At 60.2% G+C, this 16,292-nt stretch carries 15 protein-coding genes and 1 pseudogene; 8 read left to right on the top strand and 8 right to left on the bottom strand.

Going from position 1 to position 16,292, the window contains the following annotated elements:
- The first annotated feature begins 4 nt into the window (after nt 1-4).
- From hutG to ACIPZE_RS22070, 8 genes are all read left to right on the top strand, one after another.
- The gene (gene hutG, locus ACIPZE_RS22105; RefSeq protein ID WP_400775273.1) at nt 5-808 is read left to right on the top strand and encodes an N-formylglutamate deformylase; all 804 of its coding nucleotides are present in this window, start codon (nt 5-7) and stop codon (nt 806-808) included.
- 220 nt (nt 809-1,028) lie between these two features.
- Entirely contained in the window at nt 1,029-2,000 is a 972-nt protein-coding gene (pip, locus tag ACIPZE_RS22100; protein ID WP_064117068.1) for a prolyl aminopeptidase, read from the top strand.
- Nucleotides 1,997-2,434: a D-aminoacyl-tRNA deacylase gene (gene dtd, locus ACIPZE_RS22095; RefSeq protein ID WP_283437993.1), complete on the top strand. Its 438-nt coding sequence runs from the start codon at nt 1,997-1,999 to the stop codon at nt 2,432-2,434. The genes pip and dtd overlap by 4 nt, the downstream gene beginning before the upstream one ends.
- 431 nt (nt 2,435-2,865) lie before the next feature.
- Complete coding sequence (locus ACIPZE_RS22090) at nt 2,866-4,677, top strand: glucan biosynthesis protein G (RefSeq protein WP_129387863.1); 1,812 nt, start codon at nt 2,866-2,868, stop codon at nt 4,675-4,677.
- On the top strand, nt 4,670-7,240 hold the full coding sequence (gene mdoH, locus ACIPZE_RS22085; protein ID WP_400775269.1) for a glucans biosynthesis glucosyltransferase MdoH: 2,571 nt from the start codon (nt 4,670-4,672) through the stop codon (nt 7,238-7,240). The genes ACIPZE_RS22090 and mdoH overlap by 8 nt, the downstream gene beginning before the upstream one ends.
- A 374-nt stretch (nt 7,241-7,614) precedes the next feature.
- Nucleotides 7,615-8,412, top strand: a complete 798-nt coding sequence (locus ACIPZE_RS22080; RefSeq protein WP_400775266.1) for a transporter substrate-binding domain-containing protein — start codon at nt 7,615-7,617, stop codon at nt 8,410-8,412.
- Between the two features lie 138 nt (nt 8,413-8,550).
- Nucleotides 8,551-9,510 (top strand): amino acid ABC transporter permease, encoded by a 960-nt coding sequence (locus ACIPZE_RS22075; protein WP_400775264.1) that lies wholly within the window; start codon nt 8,551-8,553, stop codon nt 9,508-9,510.
- Complete coding sequence (locus tag ACIPZE_RS22070) at nt 9,503-10,237, top strand: amino acid ABC transporter ATP-binding protein (RefSeq protein ID WP_064388890.1); 735 nt, start codon at nt 9,503-9,505, stop codon at nt 10,235-10,237. Before ACIPZE_RS22075 ends, ACIPZE_RS22070 begins: the two co-directional genes overlap by 8 nt.
- Nucleotides 10,238-10,359: 122 nt before the next feature.
- On the opposite strand, the gene ACIPZE_RS22065 is transcribed toward ACIPZE_RS22070, so the two are convergent.
- The 8 genes and pseudogenes from ACIPZE_RS22065 to ACIPZE_RS22030 form a co-directional block, all read right to left on the bottom strand.
- On the bottom strand, nt 10,360-12,276 hold the full coding sequence (locus ACIPZE_RS22065; RefSeq protein WP_400775262.1) for a methyl-accepting chemotaxis protein: 1,917 nt from the start codon (nt 12,274-12,276) through the stop codon (nt 10,360-10,362).
- Between the two features lie 199 nt (nt 12,277-12,475).
- Nucleotides 12,476-13,183: a 16S rRNA (uracil(1498)-N(3))-methyltransferase gene (locus ACIPZE_RS22060; protein ID WP_283437989.1), complete on the bottom strand. Its 708-nt coding sequence runs from the start codon at nt 13,181-13,183 to the stop codon at nt 12,476-12,478.
- Nucleotides 13,180-13,971, bottom strand: coding sequence for a twin-arginine translocase subunit TatC (gene tatC, locus ACIPZE_RS22055; RefSeq protein WP_083367258.1), 792 nt, complete (start codon nt 13,969-13,971; stop codon nt 13,180-13,182). Before tatC ends, ACIPZE_RS22060 begins: the two co-directional genes overlap by 4 nt.
- Nucleotides 13,968-14,432: a Sec-independent protein translocase protein TatB gene (gene tatB, locus ACIPZE_RS22050; RefSeq protein ID WP_400775259.1), complete on the bottom strand. Its 465-nt coding sequence runs from the start codon at nt 14,430-14,432 to the stop codon at nt 13,968-13,970. Before tatB ends, tatC begins: the two co-directional genes overlap by 4 nt.
- 10 nt (nt 14,433-14,442) lie before the next feature.
- Complete coding sequence (locus ACIPZE_RS22045; protein WP_003220847.1) at nt 14,443-14,724, bottom strand: twin-arginine translocase TatA/TatE family subunit; 282 nt, start codon at nt 14,722-14,724, stop codon at nt 14,443-14,445.
- A 25-nt stretch (nt 14,725-14,749) separates the two neighbouring features.
- The gene (locus ACIPZE_RS22040; protein ID WP_003220849.1) at nt 14,750-15,082 is read right to left on the bottom strand and encodes a phosphoribosyl-ATP diphosphatase; all 333 of its coding nucleotides are present in this window, start codon (nt 15,080-15,082) and stop codon (nt 14,750-14,752) included.
- On the bottom strand, nt 15,075-15,476 hold the full coding sequence (gene hisI, locus ACIPZE_RS22035; protein WP_400775256.1) for a phosphoribosyl-AMP cyclohydrolase: 402 nt from the start codon (nt 15,474-15,476) through the stop codon (nt 15,075-15,077). Before hisI ends, ACIPZE_RS22040 begins: the two co-directional genes overlap by 8 nt.
- Nucleotides 15,477-15,557: 81 nt before the next feature.
- A pseudogene (locus tag ACIPZE_RS22030) lies at nt 15,558-16,292 on the bottom strand (ubiquinone biosynthesis regulatory protein kinase UbiB); the annotation flags it as partial.

Below are 16,292 nucleotides of genomic sequence, written 5' to 3'. Positions count from 1 at the left end.
GGTTGTGGATAAGGTTCTGAACTTCAAACAAGGTCGCGTGCCGCTGCTGATCAGCATGCCGCATGCCGGCGTACGCCTGACGCCGGCGGTGGAAGCCGGGTTGATCGCCGATGCGAAAAGCCTGCCGGACACCGATTGGCACATTCCGCAGCTGTACGACTTCGCCGAAGAGCTGGGCGCGAGCACGTTGGCGGCTGAGTACTCGCGGTTTGTCATCGACTTGAATCGTCCGTCCGACGATAAACCGCTCTACGCCGGGGCGACGACCGGGCTGTATCCGGCGACGTTGTTCGATGGCATTCCGTTGTTCCGCGAAGGGCACGAGCCTTCGAAGGAAGAACGCGCGACGTATCTGGAGCAGATCTGGACGCCGTATCACCGCACCCTGCAAGAAGAGTTGGCGCGATTGAAGGCCGAGTTTGGTTACGCGCTGCTGTTCGATGCGCACTCGATTCGTTCGATCATTCCGCACCTGTTTGACGGCAAGCTGCCGGACTTCAACCTTGGCACCTTTAATGGCGCCAGTTGTGATCCGCAACTGGCCAGTCAGCTCGAAGCAATCTGCGCTGGCCACAGCCACTACAGCCATGTGCTCAACGGCCGCTTCAAGGGCGGCCACATCACTCGCCATTACGGCAACCCGGCCCAGAACATCCACGCCGTGCAACTGGAGTTGTGCCAGAGCACCTACATGGAAGAGTTCGAACCGTTCCGCTATCGCGCAGATCTGGCGGAGCCAACGCAAGTAGTGCTCAAAGAATTGCTGCAAGGCTATCTGGCCTGGGGCGAAAAACACTACCGCGGTTGACTCACCCCTGTAGGAGCTGCCGAAGGCTGCGATCTTTTGATCTTCTTTTGATTTTGAAAAACAAAGTCAAAAGATCGCAGCCTTCGGCAGCTCCTACAAAGGAGCAAGTTTTGATTCATGTCCTGAGCATGCTCATTGACGTAAATCGGGTTTATGATGCCCAACGGCAGAATAATAGATGTCCCCCCAGGGATGACCTCGACCCCTTACGGAGCGCGCAATGCAGACTTTGTTTCCGCAGATCAAACCTCACGCCCGGCACGATCTGGCTGTCGATGACACCCACACGCTGTACGTCGACGAAAGCGGTTCGCCGGAGGGTTTGCCGGTGGTGTTCATCCACGGCGGCCCCGGCGCCGGTTGCGACGCCCAGAGCCGGCGTTATTTCGATCCGAACCTGTATCGCATTGTTACCTTCGACCAGCGCGGTTGCGGGCGCTCCACGCCGCACGCCAGCCTGGAAAACAACACCACCTGGGATCTGGTCGCCGACCTTGAGCGCATCCGCAAACATCTGGGCATCGACAAATGGGTGCTGTTCGGCGGCTCGTGGGGCTCGACCCTGGCGCTGGCTTACGCACAAACCCACCCTGAGCGTGTCCACGGTCTGATCCTGCGCGGGATCTTTCTCTGCCGTCCGCAGGAAATCGAATGGTTCTATCAGGCTGGCGCCAGCCGTCTGTTCCCCGATTACTGGCAGGACTACATCGCACCGATCCCGCTGGACGAGCGCGACGACCTGCTCAGCGCTTTCCACAAACGCCTGACCGGCAACGACCAGATCGCCCAGATGCATGCAGCCAAAGCCTGGTCGACCTGGGAAGGGCGCACCGCGACCCTGCGGCCGAACCCGCTGGTGGTCGATCGCTTCTCCGAGCCGCAGCGCGCATTGTCGATCGCGCGGATCGAATGTCACTACTTCACCAACAACGCCTTCCTTGAGCCGAACCAGTTGATTCGCGACATGGGCAAAATCGCCCATCTGCCGGGGGTGATCATTCACGGTCGTTACGACGTGATCTGCCCGCTCGACAACGCCTGGGAACTGCATCAAGCCTGGCCGAACAGCGAGCTGCAGGTAATCCGCGATGCCGGCCACGCGGCGTCGGAACCGGGTATCACCGATGCGTTGGTGCGCGCCGCGAGCAACATGGCCCGGCGCCTGCTCGATCTGCCGCCCGAAGAAGCATGAAGGGGCTTTTACAGCGCGTACGAGGTGCGCGAGTCGAGGTGGCAGGCGAAGTAGTGGGGGCGGTGGATCACGGTTTGCTGGTGCTGGTAGCGGTCGAACCCGACGACACGCGTGTCAGCGCCGACAAACTTCTGCATAAGCTGCTTAACTATCGTGTATTCAGCGACGCCGAGGGCAAGATGAATTTGTCTTTGGCGGATGTTGGCGGTGGGTTACTGCTGGTCTCTCAGTTCACCCTGGCTGCCGACACCAAAAGCGGGTTGCGACCGAGCTTTTCGACGGCGGCGCCTCCCGCGTTGGGCGAGGAGTTGTTCGACTATCTATTAAACAGAGCGAAACAGGTGCATGGCACTGTGGCATCAGGTAGATTCGGCGCCGATATGCAGGTGCATTTGGTCAACGATGGCCCGGTGACCTTTTTGTTACAGACCTGAAAGTGCTTGAAACACCTTTTTAGGAAATTTCGACTGTTTTTAGGGTGTTTTCGCGATAAATACTTTGTTACCCCTGATGCGTTGTCATGCGGGCTACTAGATAATCGCGCGCACTGGGATCAGCGTTCGCTGATCCATTTTTCACTTAGGTAGAGACTTGTCCGGATCCGATTGGGGAATCATTTTGCCCCAGCGGAGTCGGAACAATGCTCGCCAACCTGGTATGAGCGGTCTGTACGGCCATTTTTGCCAGTGTTATTTCGAGGGCCAGGAAGTCAGAGACAAGGCGCTGCGACGACTCATAGCTTGTTATGGGGACGAGCAGCAACGCAGTATCTGGCTCCCTGGAACCGAAATAAGCTGACAAAAATGGCCACACAGACGGCTTGCTGGCCGTTGGTTTATTGATCTGTTTTCGGCGAGGGTTGCTCGTGATTGTTAGTCCCTGTAATGCAGCAAAATTGTCTGCCAAACGCGTGCGAAGTGCCCTGGTAGCGGGTTCGGCGCTCCTGTGCCTGCTCAGCGCCGGTCAGCTTTGGGCGTTCAATCTTGACGATGTATCGGCCAAGGCTAAAGAGCTGGCCGGGCAAAAATTCGAAGCCCCGCGCAGCAACCTGCCGAACGAATTCCGCGACATGAAATTCGCGGACTATCAGAAAATCCGCTTCCTCACCGAAAAGGCTGAGTGGGCTGATCAGAAGACCCCGTTCAAATTGTCCTTCTATCACCAGGGTATGCACTTCGATACACCGGTGAAAATCAACGAAATCACCGCGAACACCGTCGAAGAGATCAAATACGATCCGAGTCGCTTCGATTTCGGCGACCTGAAATTCGATCCGAAAGCCACCGAACAACTGGGTTATGCCGGTTTCCGTGTGCTGTACCCGATCAACAAGGCCGACAAGCAAGACGAAATCATGACCATGCTCGGCGCGAGTTACTTCCGCGTTGTCGGCAAGGGTCACACCTACGGTCTGTCGGCGCGGGGCCTGGCTATCGATACCGCATTGCCGTCGGGTGAAGAATTCCCGCGTTTCCGCGAGTTCTGGATTCAGCAGCCGAAGCCGGGCGACAAGCACCTGGTGATCTTTGCCCTGCTCGATTCGCCACGTGCTACCGGTGCCTATCGACTGATCCTGCGTCCGGGCAGCGACACCATTGTCGACGTCAAGGCGCAAATGTTCCTGCGTGACAAGGTCGGCAAACTGGGCATCGCGCCGCTGACCAGCATGTTCCTGTTCGGCGCCAACCAGCCGTCGAAAGTGCTCAACTACCGTCGTGAACTGCACGACTCCAGCGGTCTGTCGATCCATGCCGGCAACGGCGAGTGGATCTGGCGTCCACTGAACAACCCGAAACACCTGGCCGTCAGCAACTTCAGCATCGAGAACCCGCGTGGTTTCGGTCTGCTGCAACGTGGCCGCGACTTCAGCCACTACGAAGACCTCGACGATCGCTACGACAAGCGCCCAAGCGCCTGGATCGAGCCGAAGGGCGAGTGGGGCAAAGGCACCGTTGATCTGGTAGAGATTCCGACCGCTGACGAAACCAACGACAACATCGTTGCGTTCTGGAGCCCGGAAAAAATGCCGGAGCCGGGCCAGCCGCTGGACTTCGCTTACCGCATGCACTGGACCATGGACGAAGCGGCGATTCACGCGCCGGACAGCGCCTGGGTTTCGCAGACTTTGCGTTCGACCGGTGACGTCAAGCAATCCAACCTGATCCGTCAGCCGGACGGCAGCGTTGCCTACCTGGTCGATTTCGAAGGTCCATCGCTGGCCGCTCTGACGCCGGATGCCGACGTTCGCAGTCAGGTCAGCGTCGGCGACAACGCCGAGCTGGTTGAAAACAGCGTGCGCTACAACCCGGAAACCAAGGGCTGGCGCTTGACCCTGCGGATGAAAATCAAGGACGCGGGCAAGTCGACCGAAATGCGTGCTGCCCTGGTTCAGCCAGTCGTGACCGCTGATCTGGCGAAATCGGTGCCGGCGTCCAACTCGTCCGTCGCCAAGGCCGACAAGGTTGCCGCCAAGCAACAAGAGAAACTCGACAAGGAAGCCAAGGCAGCCGAGGCCAAACAAGCCGACGCCAAGCCAGCAGCAGATGCCAAGGACAAGGCCAACAAAGACGCCAAGCAGCCAGTTGCTGCCGACGCGGCCCCAGCCACACCGGAATCGGCACCGACTGAAGAAGTCCTGACCGAGACCTGGAGCTATCAGTTGCCTGCCGATGAGTAACTCTCAAGTACAGCCAGAGACTCTCTCCGAGTATCTGGCGCATCTGCCGATGACCGACGAGCAGCGCGCGGAACTCGCGGGCTGCCAGTCGTTCAGCGAGCTGCATCAACGCCTGTCGTCCTCGACGTTCGACGCCCCTGCCGAAGCCGCCCAGGCTTCGGTGGGCAAGCGCCTGGTCCTGAGCACCGCCGAAGAGCTTGAAGAAGCGGAGATGCTGGTGCTCGACGCCAGCGGTCGCGTCAGCATGAAGGCGACGCCGCCGATCCGTCGGACCAAAGTCGTGCCGGAGCCATGGCGCACCAATATCCTGGTGCGTGGCTGGCGCCGGCTGACCGGTCGCACCAACCCGCCGCAGCCGCCGAAAGACGAAAACGTTCTGCCGGCCGCACGCTGGCGCACCGTCGGTTCGATCCGTCGCTACATTCTGTTGCTGCTGATGCTCGGCCAGACCATCGTCGCCGGCTGGTACATGAAAGGCATCATGCCGTACCAGGGCTGGTCGTTCGTCGATCTTGACGAAGTCCTGCACCAACCGCTGCTGCAAACCGCCACGCAAGTGCTGCCGTATGCGCTGCAAACCAGCATCCTGATTCTCTTCGGGATTCTGTTCTGCTGGGTCTCGGCCGGTTTCTGGACGGCGCTGATGGGCTTCCTCGAGTTGCTCACCGGTCACGATAAATACCGTATCTCCGGCAAAAGCGCCGGCAACGAGCCGATTGCCAAAGACGCGCGTACCGCGCTGGTAATGCCGATCTGTAACGAAGACGTGCCGCGCGTCTTCGCCGGTCTGCGGGCAACGTTCGAATCGGTTGCTGCCACCGGTGATCTCGATCGCTTCGACTTCTTCGTTCTCAGCGACAGTAACGACAGCGATATCTGTATCGCCGAGCAACAGGCCTGGCTGGACGTCTGCCGCGAAGCCAAAGGCTTCGGCAAGATCTTCTATCGCCGCCGTCGCCGTCGTGTGAAACGCAAGAGCGGCAACCTCGACGACTTCTGCCGTCGCTGGGGCGGTGATTACAAGTACATGGTCGTTCTCGACGCCGACTCGGTCATGAGCGGCGAGTGCCTGACCAGTCTGGTGCGCTTGATGGAAGCCACGCCGGACGCCGGGATCATCCAGACCGCGCCGCGTGCGTCGGGCATGGATACTCTCTATGCGCGCATGCAACAGTTTGCGACCCGCGTTTATGGCCCGCTGTTTACCGCCGGTCTGCACTTCTGGCAGCTGGGTGAATCCCACTACTGGGGTCACAACGCGATCATCCGCATGAAGCCGTTTATCGACCACTGCGCCTTGGCGCCGTTGCCGGGTAAAGGGGCATTCTCGGGTGCGATTCTGTCTCACGACTTCGTCGAAGCCGCGCTGATGCGCCGTGCCGGTTGGGGTGTGTGGATTGCCTACGACCTGCCGGGCAGCTATGAAGAACTGCCGCCGAACCTGCTCGACGAACTCAAGCGTGACCGTCGCTGGTGTCACGGCAACCTGATGAACTTCCGTCTGTTCCTGGTTAAAGGCATGCATCCGGTGCACCGTGCGGTGTTCCTGACCGGCGTGATGTCGTACCTGTCGGCGCCGTTGTGGTTCTTCTTCCTGGTGTTGTCGACCGCGCTGCTGGCGGTGAACACGCTGATGGAGCCGCAGTACTTCCTCGAACCACGTCAGCTTTATCCGCTGTGGCCACAATGGCATCCGGACAAGGCGATCGCACTGTTCTCGACGACCATCGTGCTGCTGTTCCTGCCGAAACTGTTGAGCATCATCCTGATCTGGGCCAAGGGCGCGAAAGAGTTCGGCGGCAAGTTCAAGGTGACCCTGTCGATGCTGCTGGAGATGCTGTTCTCCATGCTGCTGGCGCCGGTGCGGATGATTTTCCACACGCGTTTCGTGCTGGCCGCGTTCCTCGGCTGGGCCGCGACCTGGAACTCGCCGCAACGTGACGACGACTCGACGCCTTGGAGCGAGGCGGTCAAACGCCACGGCCCGCAAACCCTGCTGGGTTTCTGCTGGGCGCTGCTGGTGATCTGGCTGAACCCGAGCTTCCTCTGGTGGCTGGTGCCAATCGTCGGTTCGCTGATGCTGTCGATTCCGGTGTCGGTGATCTCCAGCCGTGTCGGTCTGGGCCTGAAGTCCCGTGACGAGAGCCTGTTCCTCATCCCTGAGGAATACAATCCGCCGCAGGCGCTGCTGGCGACCGATCAGTACACCCACGAAAACCGTTACCACGCGCTCAACGACGGCTTCGTCCGCGCAGTGGTCGATCCTCAGCAGAACGCTTTGGCGTGCTCGCTGGCGACCTCCCGTCATGGTCAGGCCGAACCGATCGAGTGGCTGCGTCAGGAGCGTGTGCGTCACGCGCTCAAGGTCGGCCCTGCCGGGCTGAACAACCATGATCGCCTGCAACTGCTGAGCGACCCTGTGGCTTTGGCGCGTTTGCATGAGCAGGTCTGGGCCGAAGGTCACGCAGAGTGGCTGGATGCATGGCGGGCGTCGGTGAAGGCCGATCCGCATGCGCCGCCATTACCATTGCGACCGCTGAGCCTGCAGGCTCAGCCGGCCTGATGAAGAAACCCCGCGATGTTGCGGGGTTTTTTTTGCCTGCTGACAAGCCCCTCACCCTAGCCCTCCCAGAGGGAGAGGGGACTGACCGAGGTGTCTGGCGCTCTCCGTCGACCTGAAACATTGTGTCGATTATGGATTCGGCAAATCCGATTCAGGTCGGCGTATCCCTGAAGCATCCCCCGATCGGCCCCCTCTCCCTCCGGGAGAGGGCTGGGGTGAGGGTGTGCTCTTGATCTTCAAACAAATCCCCGATTAAACCTTGTGCAAAAAAACGAGTGCGTTAGCATCCGTCCCCGAATTGGCGCGCCCGGGCTTTTTGGCCCATTTCTGTCGGTTTTTCGCGCCGCACACGCAATGGTTTTGGGGACTTGAAGATGAAGAAGTATCTGTCGATGCTGCTGGTCGGCGTCACGGCACTGGTTGCAGTCAATGCGGCGCAGGCTGGCGCAATCGATGACGCGGTCAAGCGCGGCACGTTGAAAGTCGGTATGGATCCGACCTACATGCCGTTCGAAATGACCAACAAGCGCAGCGAAATCATCGGCTTCGAAGTCGACATCCTCAAAGCCATGTCCAAGGCCATGGGCGTCAAGCTGGAACTGGTTTCCACCGGCTACGACGGCATCATCCCGGCGCTGATGACCGACAAGTTCGACATGATCGGCAGCGGCATGACCCTGACTCAAGAGCGCAACCTGCGCCTGAACTTCAGCGAACCGTTCATCGTCGTCGGCCAGACCCTGCTGATCCGCAAGGAACTGGAAGGCACCATCAAGTCGTATAAAGACCTGAACACCGCCGACTACCGCATCACCTCCAAGCTCGGCACCACCGGCGAAATGGTCGCCAAGAAGCTGATCTCGAAAGCCAAGTACCACGGCTACGACAACGAGCAGGAAGCGGTGCTTGACGTGGTCAACGGCAAGGCTGACGCCTTTATCTACGACGCGCCGTACAACGTCGTGGCGGTGACCAAGGTCGGCGCTGGCAAACTGGTGTTCCTCGACCAGCCGTTCACCTACGAGCCTCTGGCGTTTGGTCTGAAGAAGGGCGATTACGACAGCCTCAACTTCATCAACAACTTCCTGCACCAGATTCACGAAGACGGCACCTACGATCGCATCCATGACAAGTGGTTCAAGAGCACCGAGTGGCTCAAGGACATGGAATAACGCGCATCCGCTGATCGTTCCCACGCTCTGCGTGGGAACGCATCCTGTGACGCTCCGCGTCACGATCAGGCAGGGACGCAGAGCGTCCCGAGCGGCATTCCCACGCAGAGCGTGGGAACGATCATCCGAGAACCGGCAATGAAACAGAAAAAAGCCCAATGGCCCTGGCACGTCCTCACCGTGCTGGTGCTGGTCGGCCTCGCGGGCGCGTTGTATTACGCGACGTCGCTGATGTCCTACGAATGGCGCTGGAACCGCGTGCCGCAGTATTTCGCCTATCAGGCTGAAGAAACCCAGCGTGCCACCGACATTTCCACCGTCACTGAACTCGTGCGCAAGGGCGGCAGCGCTATCGTCACCCTGCGCAATGACGCCGGTGACGAGCAGCACCTGACGGTCGACGAGAACAGCCTGCAATTCGCCCAGGGCGATGATGTCGCGGAAGGCGACGTCGTCGGTGTTACTCGACATTGGGCGGCAGGGCCGCTGTTGTGGGGCCTGTGGACGACGCTGTGGCTGTCGGTGGTGTCGGGGATTCTGGGGTTGCTGATCGGTCTGGTCACGGGTCTGTGCCGGCTATCGAACAACCCGACCCTGCGTGACCTCTCGACGATCTATGTCGAACTGGTACGCGGCACGCCGCTGCTGGTGCAGATCTTCATTTTCTACTTCTTCATCGGCACGGTGATGAACCTGTCCCGCGAGTTCGCAGGGATCGCCGCGCTGTCGCTGTTCACCGGCGCCTACGTGGCCGAGATCATTCGTTCCGGTGTGCAATCGATTGCCCGTGGCCAGAACGAAGCGGCGCGCTCGCTCGGCCTGAGTGCCGGTCAGTCGATGCGCCACGTGGTGTTGCCGCAGGCGCTGAAACGCGTGCTGCCACCGCTGGCCGGGCAGTTCATCAGTCTGGTCAAGGACACCTCGCTGGTATCGGTGATCGCTATCACCGAACTGCTGAAAAGCGGCCGTGAAGTCATCACCACCTCGTTTTCGCCGTTCGAGATTCTGTTCTGCGTTGCCGGCCTGTACCTGTTGATCAACCTGCCGCTGTCGAAAATCGCCAGCCGGCTTGAGCGGAGGCTCGCGCAAAGTGATTGAAGTCCGCGATCTGGTAAAAGTCTTCGACACTCGTGGGCAAGTGGTGCGCGCGGTGGATAACGTCAGCACCACGGTGGCCAAGGGTGAAGTGCTGGTGGTGATCGGTCCGTCGGGTTCCGGCAAGTCGACCTTCCTGCGCTGCCTGAATGGCTTGGAGGAGTTCGACTCCGGCTCGGTGAGCATCGACGGCCTGCAACTGGCCGACCCGAAAACCGACGTCAACGCCTACCGCCGTGAAGTCGGCATGGTCTTTCAGCATTTCAACCTGTTCCCGCACATGACCGTGCTGGAAAACCTCTGTCTGGCGCAGAAAGTCGTGCGCAAGCGCGGCAAGAAAGAGCGCGAGGCCAAGGCCATGGAATTGTTGAAAAAGGTTGGCATCGCGCAGAAGGCCAACGAGTTTCCGTCACGCCTGTCCGGCGGTCAGCAACAGCGCGTGGCAATTGCCCGGGCGCTGGCGATGGAGCCGAAGGTGATGTTGTTCGATGAGCCGACGTCGGCGCTCGACCCGGAAATGGTCGGCGAAGTGCTGGACGTGATGAAGAACCTGGCCGTGGAAGGCATGACCATGGTTTGCGTGACCCACGAGATGGGTTTCGCCCGGGAAGTGGCGGATCGGGTGTTGTTCTTCGATCACGGCAAGCTGCTGGAAGATGCGGCGCCGGCGGAGTTCTTTGATGCGCCGAAAGATCCGCGTGCCCAGGCCTTCCTGCGTCAGGTCTTGTAGTACCAGATCGTTCCCACGCTCCGCGTGGGAATGCCGCCCGGGACGCTCCGCGTCCCTTTGTATGCGCGACGCGGAGCGTCGCAGGATGCATTCCCACGCAGAGCGTGGGAACGACCATTGGGCTAGACCTTGAAGCGCCCCACCAGCATTTGCAGATGCGTCCCCAGACGTGCCAGCTCAACGCTCGACGCCGCGGTCTCTTCGCTCGCCGCCGAGGTCTGATCCGACACGTCCCGCACATTCAGCACGCTACGGTTGATCTCTTCAGCCACCGCGCTCTGCTGCTCGGCCGCTGCGGCAATCTGCTGGTTCATCGCCTGAATCGCTGACACCGTGCGGGTAATGCTTTCCAGCGAACCGCCGGCGCGGCGGGTCAATTCGACGCTGCTGTCGGTCAGGGTGCGGCTGTTGTCCATGATCGTTGCGACTTGCTGGGTGCCGTTTTGCAGGCCGATGATCAGCTCTTCGATCTCTTCGGTGGACTTCTGCGTGCGCTGAGCAAGGCTGCGCACTTCATCGGCAACTACAGCAAAACCACGTCCGGCTTCACCGGCACGCGCGGCTTCGATAGCGGCGTTGAGCGCCAGCAGGTTGGTTTGCTGGGCCACGGATTTGATCACGTCGAGGACGCTGCCGATCTTGTCGCTTTCGCGCTTGAGTTCGCCCATCGCTTCGGTGGAGTGACCGACTTCAACCGCCAGGCGCTCGATCTGTGCGATGGCTTCGCCGACGACCTTGTCGCCTTCACGAGCCTGTTGGTCGGCAGCCACGGCCGCTTCGGAGGCTTCCTCGGCGTTGCGCGCGACTTCCTGCACGGTGGCGGCCATTTCGTTCATGGCGGTGGCGACCTGATCGGTCTCGATCTTCTGATTGTTGACCCCGGCGCTGGTCTGTTCGGTGACGGCCGACAGCTCTTCAGCGGCGCTGGCGATCTGGGTGACGCCATCGCTGATCCCGCCGATCAAGTCGCGCAGGCCTTGGGTCATGCTTTGCATCGAACGTTGCAGCTGGCCGAGTTCGTCGCGGCGCTCGGAGACCAGGTTGTGAGTCAGATCGCCTGCGGCGACGCGCTCGGCGACTTTCAGGGTCTGGTTCAGCGGGATGATGATCTGACGGGTGATCGCCCACGCCGCCAGCAGGCCGAACGCCACGGCCAGCAGGGTGGCGATGATCAGCATGTTCTTCGCGTGAGCGGCGTCGGTGTCGCGCACCACGGTCTGCGATTCGGTGAGCTTCTTGCTGACGTCGAGCAGGATGTCGCCTTGCGTCGCCATCTGCGCCTGAGCCCTGGCGTTGTTGACCTGCGAGTCGCGGAACTGGCTGACCGCAGCGCGATAGGCTTTGATCGAATCGGTGGCCTGTTGCAAGTTGGCGATGTGCTGCTCCGGCAGTTTCGCCGGCAGGCTGTCGAGATTTTTCAGCGCGTTGTCGATGGCGTCCAGCGCCGGTTGCTCGGCGTCGGCCTTGCCGCTGTAGGTGTAGCCGCGAACCTGATAGCGCGCCTGTTGCAGCAGTTTGCTCAGCTCGATCACGCTGTTGAATTGCGCGACGCTGTCGCCTTGCAGCATGGATTTTTCCACTTCGGCGACTTTCGCCACAGCGTTGTCGGCGCTGGCGCCGAGCTTGCTGCGCGCGTCTTCACGCTGCACGGTGGCCTGGGTCATGTCGGCAAAGGCGCGCTTGTATTCGGCGACGGCGGCCAGTTGCTGATCGACCATGGCGGCGTCGGACGGCTGTTCAATCAAGCCGCGCGCAGTTTGCAGGCCGCTGCCGAGTTTGCCGAGCAGCTCGTTCACCGCGCCAGGGCCTTGCTCGCCACGGCGCGCTTCATAGTCAAGGCGCGCCAGGCGCAGGTCCTTGGTCAGCTCATTGAGGCTGGAGATGAAACCGAGCTTGTCGCCACGGCTGATGATGCCGCTCATGCCGGTCCAGCCGGTGAAGGTGATCAGCAGCGTCAGCAACAGCACCAGGCCGAAACCGATCCCCAACTTGCGTTTGACACTGACATTTCCCAGATTCTCGGCTAACCAACGGTACATGCGACAACTCCCCGACCACTAATTGGACTTATGGGGACTGTATCGGCTGGAAGATGGCAATCTGTAACACCATTTATCCGAGACGCCGCCATCCTGTAGGAGCTGTCGAGTGGAACGAGGCTGCGATCTTTTGATCTTGCTTCTAAAAAACAACATCAAAAGATCGCAGCCTGCGGCAGCTCCTACAGGGGGATTGGGGTTAGAAGAGGCGGGCGAGGAGGGCGGTGACGGCGGTTTCGACGCGCAGGATACGCTCGCCGAGTTGCACCGGTTGCAGGCCGGATTTACCCAGCAGGTCGATTTCGTAAGGGATCCAACCGCCTTCGGGACCGATCGCCAACGTGACCGGTTCGCTCAGGGCGCGTGGGCACGGCGGATAGTTGCCGGGGTGGCCGACGAGGCCGAGGGTGCCGTCGGTAATTGCTGGCAACCGATCTTCAACAAACGGCTTGAAGCGTTTCTCGATGATGATCTCCGGCAGCACCGTATCGCGGGCCTGTTCCAGACCGAGGACCAGTTGCTCACGGATCGCCTCAGGATCAAGAAACGGCGTCTGCCAGAAACTCTTCTCGACCCGGTAGCTGTTGACCAGAATGACCTTCGAGACGCCCATGGTCGCCACGGTCTGAAACACCCGACGAAGCATTTTCGGGCGCGGCAGCGCCAGCACCAGCGTCAGCGGCAGCTTGGCCGGCGGTGGCTGATCGAGGGTTACGCGTAATTCCGCTTCACCCGGTTCCAGGCGCAGCAACTCGGCCGACCCCATCAGGCCGTTGATGCGCCCAACGCGCAGGCTGTCACCGACTTCCGAGCGGTGAACTTCCTGCATATGGGTCAGGCGGCGATCACGCAGCACCACGCGGTCGGCCGCAATGAAATCGGCCTCTTCGAGCAACAGCAGGTTCATGCCTGGGTCGCTGGCGGCTGGTCGTTGTGGTCGTCGGCCGGGGTTTCGTCCGGGCGTTCGCGCTTGCTGATCAAACCACCGAACAGAATGCCGATTTCAAACAGCATCCACATCGGCACGGCCAGCAGGGTCTGCGAGAAGATGTCCGGCGGGGTCAGAATCATGCCGACCACGAAGCAGCCGATGATCACGTACGGGCGGATTTTCTTCAGGTATTTGACGTCGACCACGCCGATCCACACCAGCAGGACCACGGCCACCGGAATCTCGAACGCCACGCCGAAAGCGAAGAACAGCGTCATGACGAAATCGAGGTAACTGGCGATGTCGGTCATCATTTCCACGCCGGCCGGGGTGGCCGCAGCGAAGAATTTGAAGATCAGCGGGAATACGAAGTAATAAGCGAACGCCATGCCGGTGTAGAACAGCAAAATGCTCGACACCAGCAGCGGCACCGCGATGCGTTTTTCATGTTTGTACAGGCCCGGCGCGATGAAGCCCCAGATCTGATGCAGGATCACCGGAATCGCGAGGAACAGCGAAACCATCATCGTCAGCTTCAGTGGCGTCAGGAACGGCGACGACACATCAGTGGCGATCATCGTCGCGCCAACCGGCAGGTACTGGCGCAGCGGCGTCGAGACGAAGGTGTAGATCTGCTGGGTGAAGGCGAACAGCCCGGCGAAGATGATGAAGATCGCCGCCACACAACGCAGCAGGCGGGTGCGCAACTCGGTGAGGTGCGAAACCAGCGGCATGTGCTGGTCGTTTTCGGGGAGATCGCTCATGGGGCTCGCGGCGGCAGAGTAGGGTCGTGAGGCGCTGGTGTGATCGGCGCGGCGGTTGGCGCAACGTGTTCAACCGAGGTTTCTGCGGCTGCCGGTTCTGTCGGCGCTACAACGGCAGCAGGTGCAGGTGCAGGTGTCGGTGCTGGCGCAACGGGTGCAGTCGGCGCATGAATCGTCTGCTCGCCTACATGCTCAACCGGCGTTGGCTCTTGCTGAACCGGCGTGAAAATCTTCCGCGCCTCCTGCTCCAGCGACAGAATGTGCTCGTTGTGCAGTTGCCGACGAATCTCGTCGGCACCGATTTCACGTTCAACTTCCTGTTTGATCGCGTTGAAGCTGCGCTTTAGCCGTCCAACCCACAGGCCAGCGGTGCGCGCAGCGCCCGGCAGACGCTCGGGGCCTAGCACCAGCAGGGCGACGAGGCCGACGAGCAGCAGTTCAGAGAAGCTGATACCAAACATTAGTCAGTGCTCACACGTCTTTGCGGATCGGCTCTTCGACTTTCTGCGCCTGCACGTCAATGGTGTGCGGCGGGTTGGCCTGAGCGGTGGCTTGCGGCTGCACCGGTGGCACCGGCTGCGCAGGCGTCACGGTTGGATCAGCGGCAGGTTTTTCGTCGTCGTTCATTGCTTTGCGGAAGCCCTTGATCGACTCGCCAACGTCGGTGCCGAGGTTTTTCAGTTTCTTGGTGCCGAACACCAACACCACGACTACCAGAATGACGATCCAGTGTTTCCAGTCAAAAATGCCCATGTTGCTGTTCCTCTCTAAAAATTGTTCAGGCGGACGGACGCGAGGCTTTCTCGACGTGTCCGGACAGGCCGAAGCGGCGATCCAGTTCATCCAGCACAGCCTGCGGATGCTGCCCCAGTTGGGCGAGCATGACCATGCTGTGGAACCACAGGTCGGCGGTCTCGTAAATCACATCGCTGCAGTCGCCACTGATCGCGGCATCCTTGGCGGCAATAATGGTTTCGACCGACTCTTCGCCGACTTTCTCCAGAATCTTGTTCAAACCCTTGTGATACAGACTAGCTACATACGAGCTGTCGGCGGCTGCACCTTTGCGCTCTTCGAGCACTTGCGCCAGGCGGGTCAGGGTGTCACTCATGTTTGTGTCCTGCGGAATAGATAGCGTGCGGGTCTTTCAGAACCGGGTCGACGGTTTTCCAGTCGCCGTTTTCAAAGACGCGATAAAAGCAGCTTTGACGGCCGGTATGGCAAGCGATGTTGCCGATCTGTTCAACCATCAGGATGATCACGTCGGCGTCACAGTCCAGACGCATCTCATGCAAGGTCTGTACATGGCCGGACTCTTCGCCCTTGCGCCACAGCTTGCCACGCGAACGTGACCAGTAGATGGCACGGTTTTCCGCAGCGGTCAGTTCGAGCGCTTCGCGGTTCATCCAGGCCATCATCAGCACGCGTCCGGTCTTGTGATCCTGGGCAATCGCCGGCACCAGGCCATCAGCGTCCCACTTGATCTCGTCCAGCCAGTTTTTCATCTTCGACTCCGACAGCGAACCCCACACTTCAATAGTCGGGTTCAGGCATTGAAACAGTGTGCCAGCCGATCACGAAACTGGCTATCGGCGAACGACCAGATACAAGCCGACTGCCACCATGATTCCCGCCGGCCAATGCCCCAATTCGTGCAACGGGCCACCGAGGGCGAGGATCACCCCACCGGCCAGATGCGCGCAACCGAGCAGGCGCAGGAACCAGTCGTCCTTGCGTTTATGCCACGGTGGCGGTGGATCGTAGGCGTGTGGCTGGGACATGCGTTCGAGCAGATCGCGGGCCATGTTGGCCAGGTGCGGCAGCTGTTCGAACTGGCTCTGCACGTTGCCGAGCAAGGCTTTCGGGCTGACGCGTTCGCGCATCCAGCGCTCCAGAAACGGCTGCGCGGTGTTCCACAGATCCAGGTCCGGGTACAGCTGACGGCCAAGGCCTTCGATGTTCAGCAGGGTCTTTTGCAGCAGCACCAGTTGCGGTTGCACTTCCATGTTGAAGCGCCGTGCGGTCTGGAACAGGCGCATCAGCACCTGGCCAAATGAAATATCTTTTAACGGTTTTTCGAAGATCGGTTCGCAGACGGTACGGATCGCCGCTTCGAATTCATTGAGTTTGGTTTCTGCCGGCACCCAGCCCGAATCGATGTGCAACTGCGCCACGCGACGGTAGTCACGCTTGAAGAAGGCGAACAGGTTGCGCGCCAGATAGTCCTGGTCTTCCGGGGTCAGGCTGCCGTAGATGGGTATTTCGTTGTGTATGTATTGAGTGTTACATGTTTTGTAGTTGTTGTTGTTGTTGTTTTCATT

Origin of the sequence: Pseudomonas sp. NPDC089741 (assembly GCF_044748825.1) — a bacterium.
Lineage (GTDB): Bacteria > Pseudomonadota > Gammaproteobacteria > Pseudomonadales > Pseudomonadaceae > Aquipseudomonas > Aquipseudomonas helmanticensis.
The sequence above is the reverse complement of the archived record's forward strand: the minus strand, read 5'-3'. Positions and strand labels throughout refer to the sequence as shown.